A 23,398-nucleotide genomic window follows, 5' to 3' on the forward strand; every position below is an offset into this window, starting at 1 on the left:
GAGATGTCGAAGCTGGGAGATCTCGGCGCCAAGCTGTACCGCGGTGAGGTCGGCTACGACTTCGTCGGCAAGCGTTTCATCTGGTACGGCGTTTCCATCCTGATCACCATCACGGCGATCGTGGCCCTGGCCGTTCAGGGCCTCAACATGGGCATCGAGTTCAAGGGCGGTGCCGTCTTCACCACCCCGAAGACGGCCGTCTCCGTCGCCAAGGCGACCGAGGTCGCGGAGAAGGCCTCGGGCCACGACGCGATCGTCCAGGAGCTCGGCACGGGCGGCATGCGCATCCAGATCTCGGGTCTGGACACGAACGACGCGGCGGGCGTCAAGAAGCAGCTCGCCACCGACCTCAAGGTCACCGAGGCCGACATCAACGCGGACCTGGTCGGCCCCAGCTGGGGCGACCAGATCGCGAACAAGGCCTGGACCGGCCTCGGCGTCTTCATGGTCCTCGTGGTGATCTACCTCGCCATCGCGTTCGAGTGGCGGATGGCGGTCGCCGCGCTGATCGCCCTGATCCACGACCTCACCATCACCGTCGGCGTGTACGCGCTGGTCGGCTTCGAGGTCACGCCGGGCACCGTGATCGGTCTGCTGACGATCCTCGGTTACTCCCTCTACGACACCGTCGTCGTCTTCGACGGTCTGAAGGAGGGCTCGAAGGACATCACCAAGCAGACCCGCTACACGTTCAGCGAGATCGCCAACCGCAGCATCAACGGCACCCTGGTCCGCTCGATCAACACCACGGTCGTCGCGCTGCTCCCCGTCGGGGCGCTGCTCTTCATCGGCGGCGGCTTCCTGGGCGCCGGCATGCTGAACGACATCTCGCTGTCGCTCTTCGTCGGCCTCGCGGCCGGTGCGTACTCCTCGATCTTCATCGCGACCCCGCTGGTCGTGGACCTCAAGGAGCGCGAGCCGGCGATGAAGGCCCTGAAGAAGCGGGTGCTCGCCAAGCGGGCGGCCGCGGCGGCGAAGGGCGAGTCCGCCGACGACGAGGGCACCGAGACGGGCGACGCCCCGCAGGTCGTGGCCCAGGGCCGGCCGGGACGGCGCCGGTGAGCAAGCTGTCCCCCGAGGCGCGCGAGCTGCTGCTCAGCCGGATCAAGGACGTTCCGGACTACCCGAAGCCGGGCGTGATGTTCAAGGACATCACCCCGCTGCTGGCGGACCCGAAGGCCTTCGCGGCGCTGACGGACGCACTGGTGGAGCTGGCCGGGCAGTACGGCGCGACGAAGATCGTCGGGCTGGAGGCGCGCGGGTTCATCCTCGCGGCGCCGGTGGCGGTCCAGGCGGGCATCGGCTTCGTGCCGGTACGCAAGGCCGGGAAGCTGCCGGGCGCCACGCTCGCGCAGTCGTACGAGCTGGAGTACGGCACGGCGGAGATCGAGGTCCACGCGGAGGACCTGGCGGCCGGCGACCGGGTCATGGTCATCGACGACGTCCTGGCCACCGGCGGTACCGCCGACGCCTCGCTGGCGCTGATCCGGCGGGCCGGGGCGGAGGTCGCCGGTGTGGCGGTCCTGATGGAGCTGTCGTTCCTCCCGGGCCGGGCCAAGCTGGCGCCCGCCCTGGGCGGGGCCCCGCTGGACGCGCTGATCGTGGTCTGACCTCTGCTCTGCCGAAGCGGCGGGTATCCGGTTCTTCCGGGTGCCCGCCGCTTCCGTTTCCGGCGGGCCGGTCGCCGTGGGCCGGGGCGGAGCCCCAGGAGCGGACCCGCACCGGAGCGGTTGTCGCGGAGCCTCGGGGAACAGGGTGCCGCAACCCTCGCTACCATGGTTTATCCGGACCGGACACGGGCACCGGATCCTCCCCCACACTTCGTCCGGGGGGACCCCCAGAGGAGCGCTCTTGCCAGACGAGGTCCAGCCACTCTCCGCCGCGCAGCCCGACCCGCAGGCCGAGCAGGCCGCGGCGCCCCCCGCCACGCCCCCGCCGGCCCCGCCCGTGAAGCCCGCGTCCGCGAAGTCGGCCGGGTCCTCCAACCGCGTGCGCGCCCGGCTCGCCCGCCTCGGCGTCCAGCGTTCCAACCCGTACAACCCGGTACTGGAACCGCTGCTCCGCATAGTCCGCAGCAACGACCCGAAGATCGAGACGGCCACGCTGCGCCAGATCGAGCAGGCGTACCAGGTCGCCGAGCGCTGGCACCGCGGCCAGAAGCGCAAGAGCGGTGACCCGTACATCACCCACCCGCTCGCGGTGACCACCATCCTCGCCGAGCTGGGCATGGACCCGGCCACCCTGATGGCCGGACTGCTGCACGACACCGTCGAGGACACCGAGTACGGGCTGGAGGACCTGCGCCGCGACTTCGGCGACGCCGTTGCCCTGCTCGTCGACGGCGTCACCAAGCTGGACCGGGTCAAGTTCGGCGAGGCCGCCCAGGCCGAGACCGTCCGCAAGATGGTCGTCGCCATGGCCAAGGACCCGCGCGTCCTGGTCATCAAGCTCGCCGACCGCCTGCACAACATGCGCACCATGCGCTACCTCAAGCGGGAGAAGCAGGAGAAGAAGGCCCGCGAGACCCTCGAGATCTACGCCCCGCTGGCGCACCGGCTGGGCATGAACACGATCAAGTGGGAGCTCGAGGACCTCGCCTTCGCGATCCTCTACCCCAAGATGTACGACGAGATCGTCCGCCTCGTCGCCGAGCGGGCGCCCAAGCGCGACGAGTACCTCACCGTCGTCACCGACGAGGTGCAGACCGACCTCCGGGCCGCCCGCATCAAGGCCACCGTCACCGGCCGGCCCAAGCACTACTACAGCGTCTACCAGAAGATGATCGTCCGCGGCCGCGACTTCGCGGAGATCTACGACCTGGTCGGCATCCGCGTCCTCGTCGACACCGTACGGGACTGCTACGCGGCCCTCGGCACGGTGCACGCGCGATGGAATCCGGTCCCCGGCCGGTTCAAGGACTACATCGCGATGCCCAAGTTCAACATGTACCAGTCGCTCCACACGACGGTCATCGGACCCAGCGGCAAGCCCGTCGAGCTCCAGATCCGCACGTTCGACATGCACCGCCGCGCCGAGTACGGCATCGCCGCGCACTGGAAGTACAAGCAGCAGACCGTCGCCGGCACCTCCAAGGTCCGCACCGACGTCCCGCAGGCCGCCAAGGGCAGCGCCGGGCAGGACACCGTCAACGACATGGCCTGGCTGCGCCAGCTGCTGGACTGGCAGAAGGAGACCGAGGACCCGGGCGAGTTCCTCGACTCCCTGCGCTTCGACCTCTCCCGCAACGAGGTCTTCGTCTTCACGCCCAAGGGCGACGTCATCGCGCTGCCCGCCGGCGCCACCCCCGTGGACTTCGCGTACGCCGTCCACACCGAGGTCGGCCACCGGACCATAGGCGCACGCGTCAACGGCCGGCTCGTCCCGCTCGAGTCGACCCTCGACAACGGCGACCTCGTCGAGGTCTTCACCTCCAAGGCCGAGGGCGCGGGCCCGTCCCGCGACTGGCTCGGCTTCGTCAAGTCCCCGCGGGCCCGCAACAAGATCCGCGGCTGGTTCTCCAAGGAGCGCCGCGACGAGGCCATCGAGCACGGCAAGGACGCCATCGCGCGGGCCATGCGCAAGCAGAACCTGCCGATCCAGCGCATCCTCACCGGCGACTCGCTCGTCACCCTCGCGCACGAGATGCGCTACCCCGACATCTCCTCCCTGTACGCGGCGATCGGCGAGGGCCACGTGGCCGCGCAGGGCGTCGTACAGAAGCTGGTGCAGGCCCTCGGCGGCGAGGAAGCCGCGAACGAGGACATCGAGGAGAGCGTCCCGCCCTCCCGCGCCCGCGGGAAGCGGCGCGGCAACGCCGACCCCGGCGTGGTCGTCAAGGGCGTCGACGACGTCTGGGTCAAGCTGGCCCGCTGCTGCACCCCGGTCCCCGGCGACCCGATCATCGGGTTCGTCACCCGCGGCAGTGGCGTATCGGTTCACCGCGCCGACTGCGTCAACGTGGACTCCCTCTCCCAGCAGCCCGAGCGGATGCTGGAAGTCGAATGGGCGCCGACCCAGTCCTCGGTCTTCCTGGTCGCCATCCAGGTCGAGGCGCTGGACCGGTCCCGGCTGCTCTCGGACGTCACCCGGGTCCTGTCGGACCAGCACGTGAACATCCTCTCCGCGGCGGTCCAGACCTCCCGCGACCGGGTGGCCACCTCCCGGTTCACCTTCGAGATGGGCGACCCGAAGCACCTGGGACACGTCCTGAAGGCCGTACGGGGCGTGGAGGGCGTCTACGACGTCTACCGCGTCACCTCGGCCCGCCGGCCGTAGCCGGCCGCCTGAGCGCGCGCAGCGCACGTACGAGGGCCCCGGTACGCAATGCCGTACCGGGGCCCTCGTGCATCCGCGTGCGGTGATCAGCCGCCGAACTCCTCCAGGCCCTTCAGCGCCTGGTCCAGCAGGGCCTGGCGGCCCTCCAGCTCGCGGGCCAGCTTGTCGGCCTTCGCGTTGTTGCCCGCCGCACGGGCCGCGTCGATCTGCTCACGCAGCTTGTCCACCGCAGCCTGGAGCTGACCCGTCAGACCGGCCGCACGGGCCCGCGCCTCCGGGTTCGTGCGACGCCACTCGCCTTCCTCGGCCTCCTGGATGGCCCGCTCCACCGTGTGCATCCGGCCCTCGACCTTCGGACGGGCGTCCCGCGGCACGTGGCCGATGCCCTCCCAGCGCTCGTTGAGGGAGCGGAACGCGGCCCGGGCCGCCTTCAGGTCCGTGATCGGGACGAGCTTCTCGGCCTCGTCGGCCAGCTCCTCCTTCAGCTTCAGGTTCTCCACCTGCTCGGCGTCGCGCTCCGCGAACACCTCGCCGCGCGCCGCGAAGAACACGTCCTGCGCACCGCGGAAGCGGTTCCACAGGTCGTCCTCGGCCTCGCGCTGCGCCCGGCCCGCCGCCTTCCAGTCCGCCATCAGCTCGCGGTAGCGGGCGGCCGTCGGACCCCAGTCGGTCGACTTCGACAGCGACTCGGCCTCCGCGACCAGCTTCTCCTTGACCTTGCGGGCGTCCTCGCGCTGCGCGTCGAGCGAGGCGAAGTGCGCCTTGCGGCGCTTGGAGAAGGCGGAACGGGCGTGCGAGAAGCGGTGCCACAGCTCGTCGTCCGACTTGCGGTCGAGGCGCGGCAGACCCTTCCAGGTGTCCACCAGGGCACGCAGCCGCTCGCCCGCACTGCGCCACTGGTCGCTCTGGGCCAGCTGCTCGGCCTCGGCCACCAGCGCGTCCTTGGCCGCACGGGCCTCGTCCGTCTGCTTGGCCTTCTGGACCTTGCGCTCCTCGCGCCGCGAGTCCACGGTCGCGACCAGCTTGTCCAGCCGGACGCGCAGGGCGTCGAGGTCACCCACGGCGTGGTGCTCCTCCACCTGCGTGCGCAGGTGGTCGATGGCCGTCTGCGCGTCCTTGGCGGACAGATCGGTGGTCCGCACCCGCCGTTCGAGGAGGCCGATCTCGACCACCAGGCCCTCGTACTTGCGCTCGAAGTAGGCCAGGGCCTCCTCGGGGGTGCCCGCCTGCCAGGAGCCGACGACCTTCTCGCCCTCGGCAGTACGCACGTACACGGTGCCCGTCTCGTCGACGCGGCCCCACGGGTCGCTGCTCACAGCGCCTCCTCCACCTGATGCCTGCGAGGGGTTCACCCCCTGGGCATCGTCCACAGTTTCCTGGGGCGGGCAGCGCCCGCCCTGCACAACGCCAACATAGGCGACCGCCGGGCCGGCTGTCCGCATCCCGCACGACGGAATATCGCCGTAGGGGGCGGACAGCGCCCGGTCCCGAGGCCGCCGGAACCCGTCAGTTCTGGGTGACGGCGCCCTTCTCGATGGTCACCGGGGTCTTGGGGGCCCCGTCCTGGCCGCCGTCTGCGGTACCGGCCTTGGCCACCGCCTCGAGCGCCTTCAGGCCCGCCGCGTCGATCTTGCCGAACGGCGTGTACGACGGCGCCAGCGGGCTGTCCTTGTAGACCAGGAAGAACTGGCTGCCGCCGCTGTGCGGCTGGCCGGTATTGGCCATCGCCACCGTGCCCGCCGGGTAGATCACCTGGCCCTGCTCGTTCGGCTTGCCCAGCGAGTCGAGGTTCTCGTCCGCGATGGTGTAGCCGGGGCCGCCCATACCCGTGCCCTCCGGGTCGCCGCACTGGAGTACGAAGATCCCGGACGTGGTCAGGCGGTGGCACTTGGTGTTGTCGAAGAAGCCCTTGTCCGCGAGCGACTTGAACGAGTTGACGGTCTCCGGCGTCTTCGCCGCGTCCATCTCGAACTTGATCCCGCCCGCGCTGGTCTTCAGGTCGAACGTGTACTTCGCGTTCTTGTCGATCGCCATCGCCGGCGAGGGCGACTGCTTCGGCGAGGGCGAGGCCGACGGGTTCGCCGCCGGATCCGCCGCCTGGTCCTTCTTGTCCTTGTCGAAGACGCCGCCCACGACGAGGCCGACCAGCGTCGCGACCACCACGGCCACCGCCGCGCCGATCACGGCCGCCCGCTGGCGCGACTTCCGCCGGGCCTCGGCCCGGCGCTTCTGCTGGCGCTCGTACTTCTCCCTGGCGAGCTGTCGCCGCCGCTGATCGCTCGTGACCACCGGGTCGTCTCCTTGTACGTGTCTGGCACCGCTGTCCGGGCTCGGTTAGGCCGTACCGTATATGGGTTCGCTGTGAAACGAGCGGCGCCGGTAGGCTCTGAGCAGCAGCATTCCGATCTCGGCCGCTGCTGAAGCTCCCGCCGGACGACGATTGAGGACGAACGTGCTGATTGCCGGGTTCCCCGCCGGGGCCTGGGGGACCAACTGTTACGTGGTCGCCCCCGCCGCCGGTGAGGAGTGCGTCATCATCGACCCGGGCCACCAGGCCACCCAGGGTGTCGAGGAGACGCTGAAGAAGCATCGGCTCAAGCCCGTCGCGGTCGTCCTCACCCACGGCCACATCGACCACGTGGCCTCGGTGGTCCCGGTGTGCGGAGCACACGACGTACCGGCCTGGATCCACCCCGAGGACCGCTACATGATGAGCGACCCGGAGAAGGCGCTGGGGCGTTCCATCGGGATGCCGCTGATGGGCGAGCTCACCGTGGGCGAGCCGGACGACGTCCGCGAGCTGACGGACGGCGCCGGGCTGAAGCTGGCCGGCATGGACTTCTCGGTGGCGCACGCGCCCGGGCATACCAAGGGGTCGGTGACCTTCCGGATGCCCGAGCTGGCCGACATCCCGCCGGTCTTCTTCTCGGGCGACCTGCTGTTCGCCGGCTCCATCGGACGCACCGACCTGCCCGGCGGCTCCCACGCCGAGATGCTCGAGTCGCTGGCCCGCGTGTGCCTGCCGCTCGACGACTCGACCGTGGTGCTGTCCGGCCACGGTCCCCAGACCACCATCGGCCGCGAGCGCGCGACGAACCCGTACCTGAGGGAAGTCGCCGCCGGGCTCGGAGACGGCACCGCCGCTCCACGACGAGGAATGTGACGAGAGTTTCGTGAGCACCTTCAAGGCCCCCAAGGGCACGTACGACCTGATCCCGCCGTACTCGGCGAAGTACCTGGCCGTCCGCGACGCCATCTCCGGCCCCCTGCGGCTGTCAGGCTACGGGTACGTCGAGACGCCGGGCTTCGAGGACGTCGACCTGTTCGCGCGCGGTGTCGGCGAGTCCACCGACATCGTGACCAAGGAGATGTACACCCTCACGACGAAGGGCGGGGCCAACCTCGCGCTGCGTCCCGAGGGCACCGCGTCCGTGCTGCGCGCGGCGCTGGAGGCGAACCTGCACAAGGCCGGCGGCCTGCCGGTGAAGCTCTGGTACTCGGGCTCGTACTACCGCTACGAGCGCCCGCAGAAGGGCCGCTACCGCCACTTCTCGCAGGTCGGTGCCGAGGCGATCGGCGCCGAGGACCCGGCGCTGGACGCCGAGCTGATCATCCTGGCCGACCAGGCGTACCGCACGCTGGGCCTGCGCAACTTCCGGATCCTGCTGAACTCGCTCGGCGACAAGGAGTGCCGCCCGGTGTACCGGGAGGCGCTCCAGGCCTTCCTGCGCGGGCTGGACCTGGACGAGGAGACCGTGCGCCGGGCCGAGATCAACCCGCTGCGCGTCCTCGACGACAAGCGGGCCGAGGTACAGAAGCAGCTGGTCGGCGCGCCGGCGCTGCGGGACTACCTGTGCGACGCGTGCAAGGCGTACCACGAGGAGGTGCGGGCGCTGATCACGGCGGCCGGGGTCGCCTTCGAGGACGACGAGAAGCTGGTGCGCGGGCTGGACTACTACACGCGGACCACGTTCGAGTTCGTGCACGACGGTCTGGGGTCCCAGTCCGCGGTCGGCGGCGGCGGCCGCTACGACGGGCTGTCCGAGATGATCGGCGGACCGGCCCTGCCGTCGGTGGGCTGGGCGCTGGGCGTGGACCGTACGGTGCTGGCCCTCGAGGCGGAGGGTGTCGAGCTGGACATCCCGCCGGCGACGTCGGTGTTCGCGGTGGCGCTGGGCGAGGCGAAGCCGGTGCTGTTCGGGCTGGTCACGGAGCTCCGCAAGGCCGGCGTCGCGGCCGACATCTCGTACGGGGGCAAGGGCCTCAAGGGCGCGATGAAGGACGCGAACCGGTCGGGGGCGCGCTTCGCCGTGGTCGCGGGTGACCGCGACCTCGCCGAGGGCGTGGTCCAGCTGAAGGACATGGAGTCCGGGGAGCAGTCCCCGGTCGCCCTCACGGACGTGGTCGCCCTCCTCCGTACCAAGCTGGCCTGACGGAAGCCGTCAGAGGAGCTCGTGCCGCATGGCTGTGGTCACCGCAGCCGTGCGGTCCGTGACCTCCAGCTTGCCGAAGATCCGCAGCAAGTGCGTTTTGACGGTGGATTCCGCGACGAACAGGCGGCGGCCGATCTGCGCGTTCGTCGCGCCCTCCGCGACCAGCCGGAGGACCGCCACCTCCCGGTCGGAGAGGCGGGGGCGCTCGGGGCGGGTGCGGAGGCGGTCCACCAGGCGGCCCGCCACCGACGGGGCCAGGACCGTCTCGCCCCGTACGGCCGCGCGGATCGCGTCGGCCAGTTCGGCCCGCGCCATGTCCTTCAGCAGGTAGCCCGCAGCCCCCGCCTCCACCGCCCGCAGGATGTCCCGGTCGTTCTCGTACGTCGTCAGGACGACGACTCTGACGGGCAGCCCGGCCGCGCTGATCCGGGCGATGGACTCGACGCCGTCGCCGCCCGGCATCCGCAGGTCCATCAGGATCAGGTCCAGGCCGCCGGGCACCAGCTCCGCGGCCAGCGCCTCCGCCTGCGGGCCGTTCGCGGCCTCCGCGACGACCTCCAGGTCCGGCTCCGCGCTGAGCATGCCGCGCAGGCCCTCCCGTACCACCGGGTGGTCGTCGGCCAGCAGGATGCGGATCATGTTCTGCGGCTCCTCAGAGCGTCGTCGGGAGAGTGGTCGTCGGGAGGGTGACGGTGACCGTCGTGCCGGTGCCCGGCACCCCGGCGATCGACGCCGTGCCGCCGACCTCCGCCGCGCGGGCGCGCAGCCCCCGCAGGCCGTGGCCCGGGCCGGGGGCCGCCGGGTCGAAGCCCCGCCCGGTGTCCCTGACCGTGACGGTCAACTCGCCGTCACCGTAGGCCAGGGACACCGAACAGCGCGCACCCGCCCCCGCGTGCTTCGACGCGTTCGACAGGGATTCCTGGCAGGACCGCAGGGCCACCACCTCCAGTACCGCGGCCAGCGGCCGGACCTCCCCGGTCACCGACACCGCCGCCGGCGGGTCCTGCCGGGCCGCGAGGCGGCGTACCGCGTCCGGCAGCGAGCCGGCGTCCAGGTCGGCGGGGGCGCCGCCCGAGACCAGGGCCCGGGCCTCGGCCAGGTTCTGCCGGGCGGTGGCGGCCATCAGCTCCAGATGCCGGTGGGCCTGCTCCGGATCCGTGTCCAGCTCCGACTGCACGGCTTGGACCAGCATCAGCAGACTCGTGAAGCCCTGGGCGAGGGTGTCGTGGATCTCGCGGGACATGCGTTCCCTTTCGGCATGGGCGCCCTGCGCGGCGGAGAGCCGGGCCACCTCCTCCCGGCTGGCGTCGAGTTCGGCGATCAGCGAGGCCCGCTCCTGGCTCTGCTCGATGATCCGGATGATCCAAGCGCCGAAGAAGGAGGAGAAGGCGAAGGTGACGAAGGCGCTGGCCGCGTTGATGAAGACGACGTGTCCGGCCGGCCGCCACAGCAGCGCCCACCCGGCCACCGGCAGCAGCGCCACCACCGCCATCGTGCCGATCGCCCGGCGCAGCGGCAGCAGCATGAAGCAGTGCGGGGCGATCGCGAAGGTGATCAGCCGGGTCTCGCCCACCAGGAACGCGGCGGGCATGAACAGGCCCACCACCACGCCCAGGTAGCGCAGGGACCGCCCCGGTTCGGTCCAGGGATCCTTCAGGAGCAGGGGCCGGCCGGCCCACGCGTACCAGGGGATCAGCAGCGTGAGCAGGACGGCGGCGGGGACCCGGTACGACAGCGAGGGGAAGTCCGCGCCCAGGACGAAGGCCACGGTCGCGACCCACACGAAGCCGAAGTAGAGGTCCCAGGGCCCGAACGCGCGGTCCCAGACGTGGGATTCACGCGCTCCGGCCGTCCCGGTGAACCCGTTCAGCCGTCGCGGCGGTTCTTCCACTTGAAGGTGAGCAGACACAGGACCAATCCTCCGACGACCCAGGCCCCCAGGACCAGGGCGACCTTTCCGTACTCCCAGCTGCCCGTCTGCTCCAGGACGGCCGCGGACTCCGGCAGGAACACCCCCCGCAGCCCCTGGCACATCCACTTGAGCGGGAACAGTGCGCCGATGTTCAGCAGCCAGTCCGGGATCGCGTTGACCGGGATGAACACGCCGGAGATGAACTGCAGGATCAGGAACGGCAGGACGACCACCGAGCTCGCGCTCTTGCCGGACTTGGGCAGGCTGCTGATGGCGATGCCCAGCAGGGCGCACCCGGTCAGGCCGAGGACGAAGATCCAGCCGAACGTGAGCCACTTGGCCGCGGAAGCCGGCAGGTCGAGGCCGAACAGGGTGGAGCCGACGAGGAGCAGGATCGCGGTCTCGGCGAGCCCGGTGGCCAGCACCATCCAGACCTTGCCCAGGAAGTACGCGGCCGGGGGCATCGGGGTCCCGCGCAGACGGCGCAGCACCTTCTCGTCCCGTTCGACCGCGATCGAGATCCCGAGCGACTGGAAGCTGATGGACATGATGCCCGCGGCGACCATGCCGGCCGCGTACAGCTGGGAGGCGGTGACCCCGGTGTTCTCCACGCTGTCGCGGAAGATCGAGGCGAAGAGGGCGAGGAAGACGATGGGGAAGGCGAAGGTGAAGATCATCGCGTCGCGCTGGCGGACGAACTGCTTGATCTCCAGTGCCCCGCGGCTCAGGCCCAGGGTCCAGGCACCGGGCAGTGCCTTCGCGGCCGCGGCCGTGCTGCCGCCGGTCGTCGTGGTCGTGGCGGTCGTGCTCATCGTGCGTCCTCCGGCTGCTGCGCGGTCGTGGGTACGAGCTGGCCCGTGAGGCGCAGGTACACGTCCTCCAGGGTGGGCCGGCCGATCTTCAGTCCCGGGATCTCTCCGTCGAAGCGGGCCATGAGCTCGGCGACCGTACGGGTGGGGGTCTCGGTGGCGATGCTGCGCGCGCCGCCGTCGGCCTCGGTCCACTCGACGGTGGCGCCGGTGCCGAAGCGGGAGCGCAGTCCGGCCGGTTCGCCCTCGGCGACGACCCTGCCGCTCGCGATGACCGCGAGGCGGTCGGCGAGGGCCTCGGCCTCCTCCAGGTAGTGCGTGGTGAGCACGATGGTGGTGCCCTCGGCGGCGAGCAGCCGGATCAGGTCCCAGAACTGGCGCCGCGCCGCCGGGTCGAAGCCGGTGGTCGGCTCGTCGAGGAGCAGCAGCTCGGGATCGCCGATGACGCCCAGCGCCACGTCGAGCCGGCGCCGCTGGCCGCCCGAGAGGCCCTTCACCCGCTGGTCCCGCTTCTGCTCCAGGCCGACCAGGGCGATGACTTCGGCCGGGTCGCGCGGGGCCGGGTAGTAGCGGGCGAAGTGCTCGACCGTCTCCCGTACCGTCAGTTCCGCGGGTGCCGACTCGTCCTGCCAGACGATCCCGACGCGCGAGCGCCAGGCCCGCCCGGCGGTGGCCGGGTCCGCGCCGAGCACGGCGACCTCGCCGCCGTCCCGCTCCCGGTGGCCCTGCAGGATCTCCACCGTCGTGCTCTTGCCTGCGCCGTTGGGCCCGAGAAGGCCGAAGACCTCGCCCTGCCGGATCGTCAGATCGAGTCCGTCCACTGCGGTGACCTCGCCGTAGTGCTTGCGAAGCCCCCGTACTTCCACCGCATTCCGTGTCATGTCTCAAATGGTGTGGCGGAACCGGCTCCACCGGTCCCACCGTGCGTACGTCCTTATGTCCACCGAACGGTGGACACCGGCCCAGTACGGCACAATGGCCGGTGCTTGTTGACCTTGCAGATGTGGAGCGGGCGGTATGACGACACGAGGTACGGACGCAGACACCGCGCCGCGGACGGTCGGCGCCAGCCGGGCACTCGCCCTGCTGCTGGTGATCACGGGCGCCGCGGGGCTGCTCGCGGCCTGGGTGATCACGATCGACAAGTTCAAGCTGCTCGAGGACCCGAACTTCACGCCGGGCTGCAGCCTGAACCCGATCGTCTCGTGCGGCAACATCATGAAGAGCGAGCAGGCGTCCGCGTTCGGCTTCCCGAACCCGATGCTGGGGCTGGTCGCGTACGGGATCGTGGTCTGCGTCGGCATGAGCGTGCTGGCCGGGGCCCGGTTCCGCCCCTGGTACTGGCTGACCCTCAACGCGGGCATGCTGTTCGGCGTCGTCTTCTGCGCCTGGCTGATGTACCAGTCGCTGTACAACATCAACTCGCTGTGCCTGTGGTGCTCCCTGGCGTGGGTCGCCACGATCTTCATGTTCTGGTACGTCACCGCGCACAACGTGCGGGAGGGCCTGCTGCCCGCGCCGGGCTGGCTGCGGTCCTTCCTCGACGAGTTCACCTGGGTGCTGCCCGTCCTGCACGTCGGGATCATCGGCATGCTGATCCTGACGCGCTGGTGGGACTTCTGGACCTCCTGAGGACCGCCTGAGGGCGGCCTCGGGCGGCCTCGTGCGCCCGGGGCCCGCTGTCGGTGGGCTCGCATAGGCTTCCCGTGTGGAACCAGACCTGTTCACCGCCGCTGCCGAAGAACGCCAGGAGAAGGATCCGGCGAGCTCCCCGCTCGCCGTCCGGATGCGCCCCCGCACCCTGGACGAGGTCGTCGGCCAGCAGCACCTGCTGAAGCCCGGATCACCGCTGCGGCGGCTGGTCGGGGACGGGGCGGGCGGTCCGGCCGGCGCCTCGTCGGTGATCCTGTGGGGCCCGCCGGGCATCGGCAAGACCACCCTCGCGTACGTGGTGAGCCAGGCGACGCAGAAGCGGTTCGTGGAGCTGTCGGCGATCACGGCGGGCGTGAAAGAGGTGCGCGCCGTCATCGAGGGCGCCAAGCGGGCGGCCGGCGGGTACGGCAAGGACACGGTCCTCTTCCTCGACGAGATCCACCGCTTCAGCAAGGCCCAGCAGGACTCGCTGCTCCCGGCCGTCGAGAACCGCTGGGTGACGCTGATCGCCGCGACCACCGAGAACCCGTACTTCTCGATCATCTCCCCGCTGCTGTCGCGGTCGCTGCTGCTCACGCTGGAGCCGCTCACGGACGAGGACCTGAGTGCCCTGATGCGGCGCGCGCTGACGGAGGAGCGGGGCCTGGGCGGTGCGGTGACCCTGCCGGCGGACGCGGAGGCGCACCTGCTGCGGATCGCTGGCGGCGACGCCCGGCGGGCGCTGACGGCGCTGGAGGCGGGTGCCGGTTCGGCGATCGCCAAGGGGGAGTCCGAGATCAGCCTCCAGACGGTGGAGGAGGCGGTCGACCGGGCGGCGGTGAAGTACGACCGGGACGGGGACCAGCACTACGACGTGGCGAGCGCGCTGATCAAGTCGATCCGCGGCTCGGACGTGGACGCCGCGCTGCACTATCTGGCGCGGATGATCGAGGCGGGGGAGGACCCGCGGTTCATCGCGCGCCGCCTGATGATCTCGGCGAGCGAGGACATCGGGCTGGCGGACCCGACGGCCCTGCCGCTCGCGGTGGCCGCGGCGCAGGCGGTGGCGATGATCGGCTTCCCGGAGGCGGCGCTGACCCTCTCGCACGCGACGATCGCGCTGGCCCTGGCCCCGAAGTCGAACACCGCGACGACCGCGATCGGCGCGGCACTGGCGGATGTCCGGGCGGGGCTGGCGGGCCCGGTGCCGACGCATCTGCGGGACGGGCACTACAAGGGCGCGGCGAAGCTGGGCCACGCGGTGGGGTACGTGTACCCGCACGACGTGCCGGGCGCGATCGCTGCGCAGCAGTACGCCCCCGACGCGGTGCACGGGAAGCGGTACTACGAACCGACCCGCTACGGCGCCGAGGCCCGCTACGCGGACGTGGTCGAAAAGGTCCGCGAACGCCTCCGCGGCGGTGCCTGAACCCCGGCCGGGACAGCCCTTAGGCTCCGGGCATGGGACGTCGGTCCGTGCTCATCGCCACTGCGGCGGCACTGTTGATCAGCGGGTGCCATCACCAGGACGCCGGGCGGGCGAGGGCCAGCGCTGCCGGGCTGGTGGGGCGGGTGCCGCTCGCCGGCCCCGGGTTCCCGCCGGACGGCGTCACCGCCGGACGGCAACTGGCCGGGCTCACCGTCGAGTGGGGCAAGAACTGGCAGACGTACAAGCGGGAGCACTTCGGCAGGTACTGGTCCGACGAGACCGACGCCGTCGGCGGGCGCAACGGCTGCGACACCCGCGACGACGTACTGCGCCGCGACTTGAGCGACCTGCGCGAGAGCGACCGCAACCCCTGCGTCGTGGTCTCCGGGGTGCTGCACGATCCGTACACCGGCAAGACCCTCCCGTACTCCTACCGGCGGGCTTCGCAGATCCAGACCGACCACATCGTGGCGCTCGGCGCCGCCTGGCGTGGCGGCGCGTACGCCTGGACGCCGCAGCGCAGGCTCGCGTACGCGAACGACCTCGACGTCCTGCTCGCCGTGGACAAGCAGACCAACCAGGACAAGGGCAGCAGGACCGCCGACAAGTGGCAGCCGCCCCGCACGGCGTACCGGTGCGAGTACGCCCGCCGCTACGTCGGGATCAAGGCCAAGTACGGGCTGTCGGTGACCCCGCCGGAGAAGACCGCCCTGGAGGGCATGCTCGGCACCTGCCCGCCGGCCGCAGGCTAGGGAGTGTCGTCAAAGTAGCGTCGGCCGCCCGGAAGGGCGGGGCTGGCGGGGTCTGGTGCGTGCGATCGCAAGGCGGAGGAGGGAAGCGACGCGGAGCGTCGGTGACCGACGACAACGCGGCGAGCGTGCGTGCCAGGCCCCGCCAGCCAGACGGGACTTTGACGACACGACCTAGTGGCCCGCCGCCGCGAACAGGTGGCGCATCGCCCGGCGCAGGTCGCAGACGTCGCGTACCGGTGCCGGGAAGTCGAAGCGGGCGTCGAAGGAGGAGCCGCCGCCCGTGAAGCGGACCCGCAGGCCCAGCCGGTCCAGGGCCAGGGGCACCGCGGTCATGCCGGCGCTCTCCCGCGGGCCCAGCAGCGCGCACAGGTCCGCGATCCGGTCGCGGTGCGCGGCGGCCAGGTGCTGGAGGAGCTCGGTCTCGTGGTTCACCATGGGGTCCGGCTCCACCGTCGCCAGGTCCTCCGGTTCGACGCGCTCCGCGCCCCACAGGTCGTCCACCGAGATCTCGCCGACCTCCAGGCGCAGCATCACGAAGGACGGCCGGCCGTGCAGCCCGAGGAGTTCGCCCACCGGCCGGCGGTCCGCCAGCAGCGCCGCGCAGGCCGCGCGGTCGTCCCCGCGCACCTGCGTCAGCCACCCGGCCAGCCACGCACGGCCTCGGATACGATGGGGCACGGACACCGGCGCCACATCCGTGATCTCGATCACGGCGGTGAGGTCGTCGTCCTGGGCGTAAGCGGCTGCCCTGGCAGCCGTGGATTCCCCTGACACCAGGAGAATCACGTCCCCGTCCGGGGTGACGGTCCGAGCGGCCGGCATCCCTGTCCCGAACTCTGCCTGGTCAAGAGATCGCAGCTGGTCAACAGCACCCGGCAGCGTGAGGGATACTGAGGCGTTGGACTCTACGAGGGTTCGTACGCGTTCGGCTCCGGTGAGCTGCCGAACGCCTTCCCTGGGACGCGGCTGACCTTGCTTATCGTCGTCGAAAGCGGATTCCGTTTCGTTGGAATCCGAACTTCGGTGCGCACTGGGCAGGGGGATCCCATGTGGTCGAGACATTACGTCCTCCTCGATAAGGTAAGCCTCACCTAACTTACATGGAGGTAGGTTCCCCGTGAACCAGAAGCGACCCAAGGTCAAGAAGTCGCGTGCCCTCGGCATTGCGCTGACCCCGAAGGCCGTCAAGTACTTCGAGGCTCGTCCCTACCCGCCGGGCGAGCACGGCCGTGGCCGCAAGCAGAACTCGGACTACAAGGTTCGTCTGCTCGAGAAGCAGCGTCTGCGCGCTCAGTACGACATCTCTGAGCGTCAGATGGCCCGCGCGTACGACCGCGCCAAGAAGGCCGAAGGCAAGACGGGCGAGGCGCTGGTCGTCGAGCTCGAGCGTCGCCTCGACGCCCTGGTCCTGCGTTCGGGCATCGCCCGCACCATCTACCAGGCCCGCCAGATGGTCGTTCACGGCCACATCGAGGTCAACGGTGGCAAGGTCGACAAGCCGTCGTTCCGTGTCCGCCCGGACGACGTCATCACCGTGCGCGAGCGCAGCCGCGAGAAGGTTCCGTTCCAGGTTGCCCGTGAGGGTGGCTACGCAGGCGAGGGCGAGACCCCGCGCTACCTGCAGGTCAACCTGAAGGCCCTGGCCTTCCGCCTGGACCGCGACCCGAACCGCAAGGAAATCCCGGTCATCTGCGACGAGCAGCTCGTCGTCGAGTACTACGCCCGCTGATCCAGCGGCCGTAGCCTCACAGGCTGGTCAGCCCGTCGGTTCCCCCTTGGGGGAGCCGACGGGCTTCCTGTTTTTCGGACCGCCCGCCGTGCCCGCCGTGCCCGACGCCTCCCCGGCCCGGGGCCTCGGCAGTGGTTCCGGCGGCGCCGCCGCCGGCTCCGGCGCCCGCAGCGCCCGCTCGACCGCCTCCTCCGGCGACAGGCTCCGGCCGTGCTGCGCACACGCCTCGTACCGCTCCGCCCCCAGCAGCTCGCCCGCCCGCTCCCGGCACATCAGCCGCGGGGCGTTGAAGTAGCCCGAGCCGAACAGCTGCAGACCCACCCCGTCCCACATCGGCTCCGCCGCGCCCTGGAGCACCGCCGCCTCGGCCGGACGGCCCTCGACCGCCGTGACCAGAGCCAGCAGCTCCAGCGCCAGCACCAGCCCGACCAGGTCGCGGAAGGCGTGGTTGATCGTCACGCACTCGGTCAGCAGCCGCCGGGCCTCGGCCGTGGCCCCCGAGTCCAGGGCCGCGTACGCGAGGACGTACAGGGCGTAGGCCTTCGTCCAGCGCTCCCCGCGCTCCTCGCAGATGTCCCGGACCTCCCGGCACAGCGAGAGCGCGCCCGCCGGATCCCCCTGGAACGCCAGCGCCATCGCCAGCTCCACCTGGCACATCAGCACGTTGCTGTTCAGCTCCCCGGCGTCCCGGTACCGCTCCAGGGCCGAGCCCAGCAGCTCCCCGGCCCGCGCCATGTCGTCCGAGACCAGCGCCAGGCAGCCCAGCCGGTGCACCGCGTACGCCTCCGCCACCGGGTTCCCGGTGCGCGCGGCCCCGTCCCGGCACTCGTACAGGGCGCTCATCGAGGCCACCGCATCGCCCTGCAGGGCCGCCACGTAGCCCAGCACCCACAGGGCCTTCAGCCGCGACCCCGCGTGCTCCGACTCCGCCGGACCGGGCTCCAGCGTCCGGTCCAGCCAGTACCGGCCCTCGGTGAGCCGGCCGCAGCCGGCCCAGTAGAACCACAGCGTCCCCGCCAGGTACTGCCCCAGATGGGCCTCGTCCGGATCCTCCAAGCAGCACTCCAGCGCCAGCCGCAGGTTCGCCAGCTCCGCCTCCACCAGCGCGGCCACCTCCTGCTGGCGCGGGCTGAACCAGTCCAGCTCGCACCACGTCGCCAGTCCCAGGTACCAGTCCCGGTGGCGCCGGCGCAGCCGCCGGGCGTCGCCCAGCGACTCCAGCCACCCCGCCCCGTACACCCGTACGGTCTCCAGCATCCGGTAGCGCACCCCGGCCGCCGTCTCCTCCCGGGCCAGCAGCGACTGGGCGAGGAGCTCACCGAGCACGTCCAGCACGGACCCCACCGGCAGGTCCGGTCCCGCGCACACGTACTCGGCGGCATCGAGGTCGAAGTGCCCGGCGAACACCGACAGCCGCGCCCACAGCAGGCGCTCCTGCGCGGTGCACAGCTCGTGGCTCCAGCCGATCGCCGTACGCAGCGCCCGGTGCCGGGGCAGGGCGCCGCGCGCCCCGCCCGTCAGCAGCGCGAACCGGTCCTCCAGCCGGGTCAGCACCTGCTCCGGCGACAGCGCCCGCAGCCGCCCCGCCGCCAGCTCCAGTGCCAGCGGGATCCCGTCGAGCCGGGTGCACAGCTCCACCAGCGCGGCCCGGTTGGCCGCGGTCACCGCGAAGCCCGGATCGGCGGCCGCCGCCCGCTCGGCCAGCAGTTCCAGCGCCTCCCCGGGGCCCGGCGGGGCGAGCGGGAAGGCCTGCTCCCCTTCGAGGTCCAGCGGCCGCCGCCCGGCGGCCAGCACCCGCAGGCCGGGGGAGCGGCGCAGCAGCTCCCGCACCATCTCGGCGGTCTCCTCGACCAGCTGCTCGAACCCGTCCAGGACCAGCAGCAGCCGCCGCTCGGCCAGGTGCTCGGCCAGGACCGTCCGGGGCGGCCGCGTGGTGTGGTCGGTGAGCCCGAGCGACTCCGCCAGCGTGAGTCCGAGCAGCGCCGGATCGCGTACGCAGGACAGCTCGGCCAGCCATACGCCGTCGCAGTAGCGTTCCTGCGCAGCACCGGCCGCCCCGACCGCCTCCCTGGCCGCCGCCAGCGCAAGGCGGGACTTGCCCACCCCGCCGACGCCGGTCACGGTGACGAGCCGGGAGGCCTCCAGCAGCCTCCCCACCTCGGCGAGTTCCGCACCCCGCCCGACGAAGCGGCTCAGCTCCGAGGGAAGATTGCCGCAGGTCCTCCGTCGCACGGGCCTCTGTCGCATGGGACACGGAGGGTACTGGTCCGCATGCGCTGCGTACAAGGCGGGTCCGCCGGACCGCGAATTCCGGTACGGCGGTGGATCTCCGGCGCGATAGGGTCGGAGAACGACTTTTCTACGTAGTGATCAACAGGCAGAGAGCGGTGCAACGTGTCCGGTGGAGAGGTGGCCGGGATCCTCGTGGCCGTCTTCTGGGCCATTCTGGTCTCGTTCCTCGCCGTGGTGCTGGTGAGGCTGGCCCAGGTGCTCAAGGCGACGACCAAGCTGGTGGCCGACGTGACCGACCAGGCCGTCCCGCTGCTGGCGGACGCCTCCACCACGGTCCGCTCCGCGCGCACCCAGCTCGACCGGGTCGACGCCATCGCGAGCGACGTCCAGGAAGTCACCTCGAACGCCTCCGCACTGTCCTCCACCGTGGCCTCCACCTTCGGCGGGCCGCTGGTCAAGGTGGCCGCCTTCGGCTACGGGGTCCGCAAGGCACTGGGCAAATCCACGGAAGACGCGCCACAGAAGGCGCCCCGGCGTAGCGTGATCGTTGGCCGTACGGTGCCGACGCCCCGGCGCCGGAAGCAGAAGGGCTGAAACCTCCGATGTTCCGCCGAGCCTTCTGGTTCACCGCCGGCGCAGCCGCCGGCGTGTGGGCCACCACCAAGGTCAACCGCCAGCTCAAGAAGCTGACACCGGAGAGCCTCGCCGCCCAGGCCGCCGACAAGGCCGTGGAGGCGGGCCACCGCCTCAAGGACTTCGCCCTCGACGTGAAGGCGGGAATGTCGCAGCGCGAGGACGAGCTGAACGACGCACTGGGATTGCACCAGGATCCCGACCGGCCCGGCAACGTCACCGCCCTCCCGGGGCCGCGGCGGCTGCGGGCCATCCAGAACGACAAGACCACCCGCGAGATCCGCTCGGCGGGTTCGCACAACCGGAATGAGGACCACTGATGGAGTCGGCTGAAATCCGCCGCCGCTGGCTGAGCTTCTTCGAGGAGCGCGGTCACGCCGTTGTCCCTTCGGCGTCGCTCATCGCGGACGACCCGACTCTGCTGCTGGTCAACGCGGGCATGGTCCCGTTCAAGCCGTACTTCCTCGGCGAGACCAAGCCCCCGGCCCCGCGGGCCACCAGCGTGCAGAAGTGCGTCCGTACGCCGGACATCGAAGAGGTCGGCAAGACCACCCGCCACGGCACGTTCTTCCAGATGTGCGGCAACTTCTCCTTCGGCGACTACTTCAAGGAAGGCGCCATCAAGTACGCCTGGGAGCTGCTGACCAGCTCTGTGGCGGACGGCGGCTACGGCCTGGAGCCGGAGAAGCTCTGGATCACCGTCTACCTCGACGACGACGAGGCCGAGACGATCTGGCGTGACGTCGTCGGCGTCCCCGCCGAGCGCATCCAGCGCCTGGGCAAGAAGGACAACTTCTGGTCCATGGGCGTCCCGGGTCCGTGCGGCCCGTGCTCGGAGATCAACTACGACCGCGGCCCCGAGTTCGGTGTCGAGGGCGGCCCGGCCGTCAACGACGAGCGGTACGTGGAGATCTGGAACCTGGTCTTCATGCAGTACGAGCGCGGCGCCGGCGACGGGAAGGAAGACTTCCCGATCCTCGGCGACCTGCCCTCGAAGAACATCGACACCGGCCTCGGCCTCGAGCGCCTCGCGATGATCCTGCAGGGCGTGCAGAACATGTACGAGACCGACACCCTGCGCGTGGTCATGGACAAGGCCACCGAGCTGACCGGCGTGCAGTACGGCGCCGCCCAGAACACCGACGTCTCGATGCGCGTGGTCGCCGACCACATCCGCACCTCCGTGATGCTCATCGGTGACGGTGTCACCCCGGGCAACGAGGGCCGCGGCTACGTGCTGCGCCGCATCATGCGCCGCGCCATCCGCAACATGCGCCTCATGGGTGCCACCGGCCCGGTCGTCCAGGACCTCGTCGACGTCGTGATCAACACGATGGGGCAGCAGTACCCGGAGCTGGTCACCGACCGCAAGCGCATCGAGACCGTCGCGCTCGCCGAAGAGGCCGCCTTCCTCAAGGCCGTCAAGGGCGGCACGAACATCCTCGACACCGCCGTGACCGAGACCAAGGCCGCCGGCGGCACGGTCCTCTCCGGCGACAAGGCGTTCCTGCTCCACGACACCTGGGGCTTCCCGATCGACCTCACCCTGGAGATGGCCGCCGAGCAGGGCCTCTCCGTGGACGAGCCCGGCTTCCGCCGCCTGATGCAGGAGCAGCGCGACCGCGCCAAGGCCGACGCCAAGGCCAAGAAGACCGGCCACGCGGACATGTCCGCCTACCGGGAGATCGCCGACAACGCCGGCGGCACCGAGTTCACCGGCTACGCCACCAACCAGGGCGAGTCCACCATCGTCGGCCTCCTGGTCAACGGCGTCTCCGCGCCCGCCGCCTCCGAGGGCGACGAGGTCGAGGTCGTCCTCGACCGCACCCCGTTCTACGCCGAGGGCGGCGGCCAGCTCGCCGACCAGGGCCGCATCAAGCTCGACTCGGGCGCCGTCATCGTCGTCCGCGACGTGCAGCAGCCGGTCCCGGGCGTCTCCGTGCACAAGGGCTCCGTCCAGGTGGGCGAGGTGACGGTGGGCGCCTCCGCGTACGCCGCCATCGACGTGAACCGCCGCCGGGCCATCGCCCGCGCCCACTCGGCCACGCACCTGACCCACCAGGCGCTGCGCGACGCGCTGGGCCCGACGGCCGCCCAGGCCGGCTCCGAGAACTCGCCCGGCCGCTTCCGCTTCGACTTCGGCTCGCCGAACGCCGTCCCCGGCACGGTCCTCACCGACGTCGAGCAGAAGATCAACGACGTGCTCTCCCGTGAGCTCGACGTCACCGCCGAGATCATGAGCATCGACGAGGCGAAGAAGCAGGGCGCCATCGCCGAGTTCGGCGAGAAGTACGGCGAGCGCGTGCGCGTCGTGACCATCGGCGACTTCTCCAAGGAGCTGTGCGGCGGCACGCACGTCGGCAACACCGCCCAGCTGGGTCTGGTGAAGCTGCTCGGCGAGTCCTCCATCGGCTCCGGCGTGCGCCGCGTCGAGGCCCTCGTCGGCGTGGACGCGTACAACTTCCTCGCCAAGGAGCACACGGTCGTCGCCCAGCTCCAGGAGCTGGTCAAGGGCCGCCCCGAGGAGCTGCCGGAGAAGATCGCCTCCATGCTCGGCAAGCTGAAGGACGCCGAGAAGGAGATCGAGAAGTTCCGCGCGGAGAAGGTCCTCCAGGCCGCCGCCGGTCTCGCCGAGAACGCCCAGGACATCCGCGGCGTCGCCCTCGTCGTCGGCACCGTCCCGGACGGCACCGGCGCCGACGACCTGCGCAAGCTGGTCCTCGACGTCCGTGGCCGCATCCAGGGCGACCGCCCGGCCGTCGTGGCCCTGTTCACCACGGCCAATGACCGCCCGCTGACCGTGATCGCCACCAACGAGGCCGCCCGCGAGCGCGGTCTCAAGGCCGGTGACCTGGTCCGCACCGCCGCCAAGACCCTCGGCGGCGGCGGTGGCGGCAAGCCCGACGTCGCCCAGGGCGGCGGCCAGAACCCGGCCGCCATCCCCGACGCCATCGCCGCGGTCGAGCGCCTCGTCGTCGAGACGGTCTGACCATGACTCTGCGCCGCGGCCGCCGTCTCGCCATCGATGTCGGGGACGCCCGTATCGGGGTCGCCTCGTGCGACCCCGATGGGGTGTTGGCCACACCGGTGGAAACCGTTCCGGGCCGGGACATCCCCTTCGCCCACCGGCGGCTGCGGCAGCTCGTCGAGGAGTACGAACCCCTGGAGGTCGTGGTCGGCCTGCCCCGCTCGCTCAGCGGGCGGGAGGGGCCGGCCGCGGCCAAGGTGCGCGCCTTCGCCACGGAACTCGCCAAGGGAATCAAGCCGGTGACGGTCCGTCTCGTGGACGAGCGGATGACCACGGTCACCGCCGCCCAGGGGCTGCGGGCCTCGGGGAGGAACGCGAAGAAGGGCCGTTCGGTGATCGACCAGGCGGCCGCAGTGGTGATCCTTCAGAACGCTCTTGAGACCGAACGGGTATCAGGTAATCCGCCCGGTGAGTGCGTCGAAGTGGTTGTCTGATCGCGATACGGTAACGTTCCGCGCGATGCGGCGGCATTCGAACAGTCGTCGCCCACCACTTCAGAGGCGGAACCGGGTGCCGCGGCGGATGTAGCCGTTG

Annotated in this window: 21 protein-coding genes; 13 read left to right on the top strand and 8 right to left on the bottom strand. The window is 71.1% G+C overall.

Annotation, left to right across the window (positions count from 1 at the left end):
* Window positions 1-3: 3 nt before the first annotated feature.
* The 3 genes from secF (at window position 4) to ACZ5WG_RS37740 (ending at window position 4,275) form a co-directional block, all read left to right on the top strand.
* Window positions 4-1,062: a protein translocase subunit SecF gene (gene secF, locus ACZ5WG_RS37730; RefSeq protein WP_468729179.1), complete on the top strand. Its 1,059-nt coding sequence runs from the start codon at window positions 4-6 to the stop codon at window positions 1,060-1,062.
* Complete coding sequence (locus ACZ5WG_RS37735) at window positions 1,059-1,610, top strand: adenine phosphoribosyltransferase (RefSeq protein WP_468729180.1); 552 nt, start codon at window positions 1,059-1,061, stop codon at window positions 1,608-1,610. Before secF ends, ACZ5WG_RS37735 begins: the two co-directional genes overlap by 4 nt.
* 241 nt (window positions 1,611-1,851) lie before the next feature.
* Window positions 1,852-4,275 (top strand): RelA/SpoT family protein, encoded by a 2,424-nt coding sequence (locus ACZ5WG_RS37740; RefSeq protein ID WP_468729181.1) that lies wholly within the window; start codon window positions 1,852-1,854, stop codon window positions 4,273-4,275.
* An 86-nt stretch (window positions 4,276-4,361) separates the two neighbouring features.
* Here ACZ5WG_RS37740 and ACZ5WG_RS37745 read toward each other — a convergent pair whose 3' ends face one another.
* Window positions 4,362-5,591, bottom strand: a complete 1,230-nt coding sequence (locus ACZ5WG_RS37745) for a DUF349 domain-containing protein (RefSeq protein WP_468729182.1) — start codon at window positions 5,589-5,591, stop codon at window positions 4,362-4,364.
* Window positions 5,592-5,781: 190 nt separating this feature from the next.
* Window positions 5,782-6,564 carry a peptidylprolyl isomerase gene (locus tag ACZ5WG_RS37750; protein ID WP_468729183.1) on the bottom strand — a complete coding sequence of 261 codons (783 nt, stop codon included), beginning with the start codon at window positions 6,562-6,564 and terminating at the stop codon, window positions 5,782-5,784.
* A 163-nt stretch (window positions 6,565-6,727) separates the two neighbouring features.
* Between ACZ5WG_RS37750 and ACZ5WG_RS37755 the strand changes: the two genes are divergently transcribed.
* Both ACZ5WG_RS37755 and hisS read left to right on the top strand, forming a co-directional pair.
* Window positions 6,728-7,438, top strand: coding sequence for an MBL fold metallo-hydrolase (locus tag ACZ5WG_RS37755; RefSeq protein ID WP_327363262.1), 711 nt, complete (start codon window positions 6,728-6,730; stop codon window positions 7,436-7,438).
* 10 nt (window positions 7,439-7,448) lie between these two features.
* Entirely contained in the window at window positions 7,449-8,708 is a 1,260-nt protein-coding gene (gene hisS, locus ACZ5WG_RS37760; protein WP_468729184.1) for a histidine--tRNA ligase, read from the top strand.
* A 9-nt stretch (window positions 8,709-8,717) separates the two neighbouring features.
* Here the strand turns inward: hisS and ACZ5WG_RS37765 are convergent, their stop codons facing one another.
* The 4 genes from ACZ5WG_RS37765 to ACZ5WG_RS37780 are packed head-to-tail and all read right to left on the bottom strand — an operon-like array spanning window position 8,718 to window position 12,310.
* Complete coding sequence (locus tag ACZ5WG_RS37765) at window positions 8,718-9,347, bottom strand: response regulator (RefSeq protein ID WP_468729185.1); 630 nt, start codon at window positions 9,345-9,347, stop codon at window positions 8,718-8,720.
* A gap of 13 nt (window positions 9,348-9,360) precedes the next feature.
* Window positions 9,361-10,617, bottom strand: coding sequence for a sensor histidine kinase (locus ACZ5WG_RS37770; RefSeq protein WP_468729186.1), 1,257 nt, complete (start codon window positions 10,615-10,617; stop codon window positions 9,361-9,363).
* Window positions 10,575-11,432: an ABC transporter permease gene (locus ACZ5WG_RS37775; RefSeq protein ID WP_468729187.1), complete on the bottom strand. Its 858-nt coding sequence runs from the start codon at window positions 11,430-11,432 to the stop codon at window positions 10,575-10,577. Before ACZ5WG_RS37775 ends, ACZ5WG_RS37770 begins: the two co-directional genes overlap by 43 nt.
* On the bottom strand, window positions 11,429-12,310 hold the full coding sequence (locus ACZ5WG_RS37780) for an ABC transporter ATP-binding protein (protein WP_468729188.1): 882 nt from the start codon (window positions 12,308-12,310) through the stop codon (window positions 11,429-11,431). Before ACZ5WG_RS37780 ends, ACZ5WG_RS37775 begins: the two co-directional genes overlap by 4 nt.
* 136 nt (window positions 12,311-12,446) lie before the next feature.
* On the opposite strand from ACZ5WG_RS37780, the gene ACZ5WG_RS37785 reads away from it, so the two are divergent.
* From ACZ5WG_RS37785 to ACZ5WG_RS37795, 3 genes are all read left to right on the top strand, one after another.
* On the top strand, window positions 12,447-13,061 hold the full coding sequence (locus ACZ5WG_RS37785) for a vitamin K epoxide reductase family protein (protein WP_365954763.1): 615 nt from the start codon (window positions 12,447-12,449) through the stop codon (window positions 13,059-13,061).
* A gap of 76 nt (window positions 13,062-13,137) precedes the next feature.
* Window positions 13,138-14,490, top strand: coding sequence for a replication-associated recombination protein A (locus ACZ5WG_RS37790; RefSeq protein WP_468729189.1), 1,353 nt, complete (start codon window positions 13,138-13,140; stop codon window positions 14,488-14,490).
* 32 nt (window positions 14,491-14,522) lie between these two features.
* Window positions 14,523-15,242 (top strand): HNH endonuclease family protein, encoded by a 720-nt coding sequence (locus ACZ5WG_RS37795; protein WP_468729190.1) that lies wholly within the window; start codon window positions 14,523-14,525, stop codon window positions 15,240-15,242.
* 171 nt (window positions 15,243-15,413) lie between these two features.
* Here ACZ5WG_RS37795 and ACZ5WG_RS37800 read toward each other — a convergent pair whose 3' ends face one another.
* Window positions 15,414-16,064, bottom strand: coding sequence for a DUF2470 domain-containing protein (locus ACZ5WG_RS37800; RefSeq protein ID WP_468729191.1), 651 nt, complete (start codon window positions 16,062-16,064; stop codon window positions 15,414-15,416).
* Window positions 16,065-16,359: 295 nt separating this feature from the next.
* On the opposite strand from ACZ5WG_RS37800, the gene rpsD reads away from it, so the two are divergent.
* Window positions 16,360-16,971: a 30S ribosomal protein S4 gene (rpsD, locus tag ACZ5WG_RS37805; RefSeq protein ID WP_030294564.1), complete on the top strand. Its 612-nt coding sequence runs from the start codon at window positions 16,360-16,362 to the stop codon at window positions 16,969-16,971.
* 27 nt (window positions 16,972-16,998) lie between these two features.
* Here rpsD and ACZ5WG_RS37810 read toward each other — a convergent pair whose 3' ends face one another.
* The gene (locus ACZ5WG_RS37810) at window positions 16,999-19,218 is read right to left on the bottom strand and encodes an ATP-binding protein (protein WP_468729192.1); all 2,220 of its coding nucleotides are present in this window, start codon (window positions 19,216-19,218) and stop codon (window positions 16,999-17,001) included.
* Window positions 19,219-19,365: 147 nt separating this feature from the next.
* On the opposite strand from ACZ5WG_RS37810, the gene ACZ5WG_RS37815 reads away from it, so the two are divergent.
* From ACZ5WG_RS37815 to ruvX, 4 genes are read left to right on the top strand one after another with little or no spacing between them, the layout of a single operon-like run.
* Window positions 19,366-19,797, top strand: coding sequence for a DUF948 domain-containing protein (locus ACZ5WG_RS37815; RefSeq protein ID WP_399245426.1), 432 nt, complete (start codon window positions 19,366-19,368; stop codon window positions 19,795-19,797).
* 8 nt (window positions 19,798-19,805) lie between these two features.
* Window positions 19,806-20,156 carry a DUF6167 family protein gene (locus ACZ5WG_RS37820; protein WP_468729193.1) on the top strand — a complete coding sequence of 117 codons (351 nt, stop codon included), beginning with the start codon at window positions 19,806-19,808 and terminating at the stop codon, window positions 20,154-20,156.
* Entirely contained in the window at window positions 20,156-22,825 is a 2,670-nt protein-coding gene (gene alaS, locus ACZ5WG_RS37825; RefSeq protein WP_468729194.1) for an alanine--tRNA ligase, read from the top strand. The genes ACZ5WG_RS37820 and alaS overlap by 1 nt, the downstream gene beginning before the upstream one ends.
* A gap of 2 nt (window positions 22,826-22,827) precedes the next feature.
* Complete coding sequence (gene ruvX / locus ACZ5WG_RS37830) at window positions 22,828-23,298, top strand: Holliday junction resolvase RuvX (RefSeq protein WP_046780370.1); 471 nt, start codon at window positions 22,828-22,830, stop codon at window positions 23,296-23,298.
* Window positions 23,299-23,398 lie beyond the last annotated feature (100 nt).

It is taken from the genome of Streptomyces sp. NPDC032745 (assembly GCF_055579465.1).

Coding starts and splice junctions, on each gene's coding strand:
- secF (WP_468729179.1), top strand. CDS start 4: ATGTCGAAGCTGGGAGATCTCGGCGCCAAGCTGTACCGCGGTGAGGTC.
- ACZ5WG_RS37765 (WP_468729185.1), bottom strand. CDS start 9,347: ATGATCCGCATCCTGCTGGCCGACGACCACCCGGTGGTACGGGAGGGC.
- ACZ5WG_RS37775 (WP_468729187.1), bottom strand. CDS start 11,432: ATGAGCACGACCGCCACGACCACGACGACCGGCGGCAGCACGGCCGCG.
- ACZ5WG_RS37780 (WP_468729188.1), bottom strand. CDS start 12,310: ATGACACGGAATGCGGTGGAAGTACGGGGGCTTCGCAAGCACTACGGC.
- ACZ5WG_RS37785 (WP_365954763.1), top strand. CDS start 12,447: ATGACGACACGAGGTACGGACGCAGACACCGCGCCGCGGACGGTCGGC.
- ACZ5WG_RS37795 (WP_468729190.1), top strand. CDS start 14,523: ATGGGACGTCGGTCCGTGCTCATCGCCACTGCGGCGGCACTGTTGATC.
- ACZ5WG_RS37800 (WP_468729191.1), bottom strand. CDS start 16,064: ATGCCGGCCGCTCGGACCGTCACCCCGGACGGGGACGTGATTCTCCTG.
- ACZ5WG_RS37810 (WP_468729192.1), bottom strand. CDS start 19,218: ATGCGACAGAGGCCCGTGCGACGGAGGACCTGCGGCAATCTTCCCTCG.
- ACZ5WG_RS37820 (WP_468729193.1), top strand. CDS start 19,806: ATGTTCCGCCGAGCCTTCTGGTTCACCGCCGGCGCAGCCGCCGGCGTG.
- alaS (WP_468729194.1), top strand. CDS start 20,156: ATGGAGTCGGCTGAAATCCGCCGCCGCTGGCTGAGCTTCTTCGAGGAG.
- ruvX (WP_046780370.1), top strand. CDS start 22,828: ATGACTCTGCGCCGCGGCCGCCGTCTCGCCATCGATGTCGGGGACGCC.